Here is a 3,815-nt window from a genome sequence, read left to right on the forward strand (position 1 = left end):
GCCCCGGATCCACCGATCCGGGGCCCGTGGTGGTTCCTCAGGAGGACGACCTTCCCCGACAGCGACGATGGAGAGTTCCGTGAGCGAGACCGAGGTGGCCACCGCGCCGGCCCCGCTGCTGCTGGCCGACGGCAGGCCCGCCGCGCACGCGTGGTCCCTCGACCCGGCCCAACTGCACCTCAACCACGGGTCGTTCGGGGCGGTGCCCCTCGTGGCGCAGGAGCGGCAGCAGGCCCTGCGCGCCGAGATGGAGCGCTCGCCCGTGGTGTGGTTCCCCACGCTGCCGCAGCGCATCGCCGCCACCCGCGTCGAACTCGCCGCCTTCCTGCACGTCGACCCGGACGATCTCGCCCTGGTGCCCAACGCCAGCGCCGGAGCGAGCGTCGTCCACGCGGCGCTCACCCGGCGCCGCGGCGGCGAGATCGTCGTCACCGACCACGGCTACGGCGCCGTGACCATGGGCGCCGAGCGACTGGCCCGCCGCTGGGGCGGCCGGGTCCGCACCGCCCATGTCCCCCTGGACGCCGACGAGGACGCGGCGTACGAGGCCGTGGTGGCCGCGCTGGGCCCGGACACCGACCTCGTGGTCGTGGACCAGATCACCTCGGCGACCGCACGCCGGCTGCCGGTCGAGCGGATCGGCGCGGAGGCCCGGCGCCGTGACATCCCGATGCTCGTCGACGGGGCCCACGCGCCGGGTCTCGTCGAGTCGCCGCTCGCGGGGGCGACGTACGACTACTGGACCGGCAACCTGCACAAATGGGGCTGTGCGCCCCGTGGCACGGCAGCGCTGGTCGCCCGGGGGCCGCTGCGCGACGCGCTGTACCCGCTGATCGACTCGTGGGCCGCGCACGATCCGTACCCCGACCGCTTCGACCAGCAGGGCACGCTGGACGCCACCTCCTACCTCGCCGCCCCGACCGCCCTCGCCTTCGTCGCCGAGACCTGGGGCTGGGCCGCCGCCCGCCGCTACATGGACCGGCTCGCCGACTACGGCGCCCAGGTGATCGGCTCCGCCTTCGCCGGCCTCACGGGCGACGACAGCGCGGTCGACGTCGGCATGCCCGTGCCCGGCATGCGTCTGGTGCGGCTGCCCGACGGTCTCGGCCGCACCCGCCTCGACGCCGACGCGCTGCGGGACCGCGCGGCCGGCGAGCTCGGCGTCGAGGCCGCCTTCACCAGCTTCGACGGCATCGGCTATCTGCGCCTGTCCGCCCACGTCTACAACACGGCCGAGGACTACGAGCACTTCGCCGAGAAATGCGTCCCGGTCCTCGGCGAGTGGGCCAGGGCGGTCGGCCGGCCCTAGTTCCGTGTCGTCGGGCCCGCCGCCACAAGACGGTCGGTGACATCCTGGCAGCCCCGGAGCGTTTCAGGAGGCCCTCATGCACGAGCAGCCGTCCGTCCTCACCGCGCTGGTGTCCGCCCTGCGCGGCGGTTCGATCGAGATCGTCGATCTCACCTCACCGCTCTCCTCGTCGACCCCGGTGATCCAGCTGCCGCCGCAGTTCGGGCAGACGGCGGTCTTCGAGCTGGAGGAGATCAGCCGGTACGACGACCGCGGACCGGCCTGGTACTGGAACAACTTCCGCAGCGGCGAGCACACCGGCACCCACTTCGACGCCCCGAACCACTGGGTGACCGGCAAGGACCTCGCCGACGTGGCCTCCGTCCCGGCCGACCGCCTGATCGCCCCCGCCGCCGTGCTGGACTTCACCGCCGAGGCGGCCAAGGACCCGGACTTCCTGGTCGAGGTGGACCACGTCAAGGCCTGGGAGGAGCACAACGGACCGCTGCCGGACGGCGGTTGGCTGCTCCTGCGCACCGGCTGGGACGCCCGCGCGCACTCCCAGGAGGCCTTCCTCAACGCCGACGAGGACGGCCCGCACACCCCGGGCCTCTCCCCGGAGTGCGCCCGCTGGGTGGCGGAGGAGTCGCCCGTGATCGGACTCGGCGTCGAGACGGTCGGCACCGACGCCGGACGCGGACACTCCTTCGACCCCGCCTTCCCCTGCCACTCCTATCTGATGGGCAGCGACAAGTACGGCCTCACCCAGCTCCAGAACCTCGCTGCGCTGCCCGCGACCGGAGCTGTCGTCATCGCGGGACCGCTGCCCATCGTGGCGGGCTCCGGCGCACCCGCGCGCGTGCTGGCGCTGGTGGAGCGGTCGTGAAGGTCGCCGAGGCGGTGGGACGGGCCCTGCACGCGGCGGGGGTCGAGCAGGTCTTCGGTGTCGTCGGCTCCGGCAACTTCCACCCGACCAACGCCCTGGTCGCGGCCGGGGCCCGGTTCGTCGCCGCCCGCCACGAGTGCGGTGCGGCGACGATGGCCGACGCGTACGCGCGCGTGAGCGGCACGGTGGCCGCCGTCAGCGTCCACCAGGGCCCCGGTCTCACCAACGCGCTGACCGGGATCGCGGAGGCGGCCAAGAGCCGTACCCCGCTCGTCGTGCTCGCCGCCGAGGTGACCCGAACGACCTCCAACTTCTACGTCGACCAGGAGGCGCTCGCGGGAGCGGTGGGGGCGGTTCCGATGCGGATCACCTCGGCCGAGGACGCCGTAGGACAGACGGGTGCGGCAGTGCGGCGGGCCCTGCACGAGCGGCGCACGGTCGTCCTCAACCTCCCTCTGGAAGTACAGGCGTTGGACGCCCCCGAGGGTGCCCTCGCGCAGGTGTCACCGCCGCCGCCCCGACCGGCGGTGGCGCCGGACGACTCCGAAGTGGCGGCCCTGGTACGGGTGTTGGAGCAGGCCAGACGGCCGGTCTTCGTGGCCGGTCGCGGAGCGCGCTCACCCGGTGCCCGGGACGCCCTCGAAGCCCTCGCCGGGCACTGCGGCGCGCTGCTGGCGACCTCGGCGGTGGCGCGCGGACTGTTCCACGACAACCCCTGGTCGCTCGACGTCTCCGGCGGCTTCGCGACCCCGCTCGCCGCCGAACTCATCGGCGGCGCCGACCTGATCGTCGGCTGGGGCTGCGCCCTGAACATGTGGACCATGCGGCACGGAGCGCTCATCGGCGCCGGCACGACCGTGGTCCAGGTCGACGACGACCCGTCGGCACTGGGCGTGCACCGGGAGCTGCACCTCGGCGTCACCGGCGACGTCGAACTCACCGCACGGCAGGCGCTGGAGGCGTCCGGCGGCCCGCGGACGGGGCTGCGCACCCCCGACATCGCCGAGGCGGTCGCCACCCGGGGGCGCTGGCGTGACGTGCCCTACGACGACACCGGCGGCCGCGACCGGATCGACCCCGTCACCCTGAGCATCGCCCTCGACGACCTCCTCCCCGCCCAGCGGGTCGTCGCCGTCGACTCCGGCAACTTCATGGGCCACCCGAGCATGTTCCTGTCGGTGCCCGACCAGGACGGCTTCTGCTTCACCCAGGCCTTCCAGTCGATCGGCCTCGGCCTGGCCACCGCGATCGGCGCGGCCCTGGCCCGCCCGGACCGACTGCCGGTGGCCGCGCTCGGCGACGGCGGCGCGCTGATGGGAGCCGCCGACCTCGACACCGTACGGCGGCTCGGGCTGCCCATGGTCGTCGTGGTGTACAACGACGACGCGTACGGCGCGGAGGTGCACCACTTCGGCCCCGAGGGACACCCCCTCGACACGGTCGAGTTCCCCCCGACGGACATCGCGGCCGTGGCCCGCGGCTACGGCTTCGAGGCGGTGACCGTGCACACCCCGGCCGACCTCAAGGCGGTGGCGGACTGGGTCGCCGGGCCGCGGTCGGCACCCCTGCTGATCGACGCGAAGGTCGTGCGGGACCGGGGCGCGTGGTGGCTGGAGGAGGCGTTCCGGGGGCACTGAGCGG

The 3,815-nt window shown here is 74.1% G+C and carries 3 protein-coding genes; all 3 read left to right on the top strand.

The features are described from left to right. The first annotated feature begins 79 nt into the window (after positions 1-79). Positions 80-1,309 carry an aminotransferase class V-fold PLP-dependent enzyme gene (locus ACFULQ_RS48735; protein ID WP_383558195.1) on the top strand — a complete coding sequence of 410 codons (1,230 nt, stop codon included), beginning with the start codon at positions 80-82 and terminating at the stop codon, positions 1,307-1,309. A 76-nt stretch (positions 1,310-1,385) separates the two neighbouring features. Beyond that, positions 1,386-2,174 (top strand): cyclase family protein, encoded by a 789-nt coding sequence (locus tag ACFULQ_RS48740; RefSeq protein ID WP_383558197.1) that lies wholly within the window; start codon positions 1,386-1,388, stop codon positions 2,172-2,174. Continuing rightward, complete coding sequence (locus tag ACFULQ_RS48745) at positions 2,171-3,811, top strand: thiamine pyrophosphate-binding protein (RefSeq protein ID WP_383558200.1); 1,641 nt, start codon at positions 2,171-2,173, stop codon at positions 3,809-3,811. Before ACFULQ_RS48740 ends, ACFULQ_RS48745 begins: the two co-directional genes overlap by 4 nt. Positions 3,812-3,815 lie beyond the last annotated feature (4 nt).

Source organism: Streptomyces sp. NPDC057253 (assembly GCF_042669125.1).
Lineage (GTDB): Bacteria > Actinomycetota > Actinomycetes > Streptomycetales > Streptomycetaceae > Streptomyces.

Coding starts and splice junctions, on each gene's coding strand:
- ACFULQ_RS48740 (WP_383558197.1), top strand. CDS start 1,386: ATGCACGAGCAGCCGTCCGTCCTCACCGCGCTGGTGTCCGCCCTGCGC.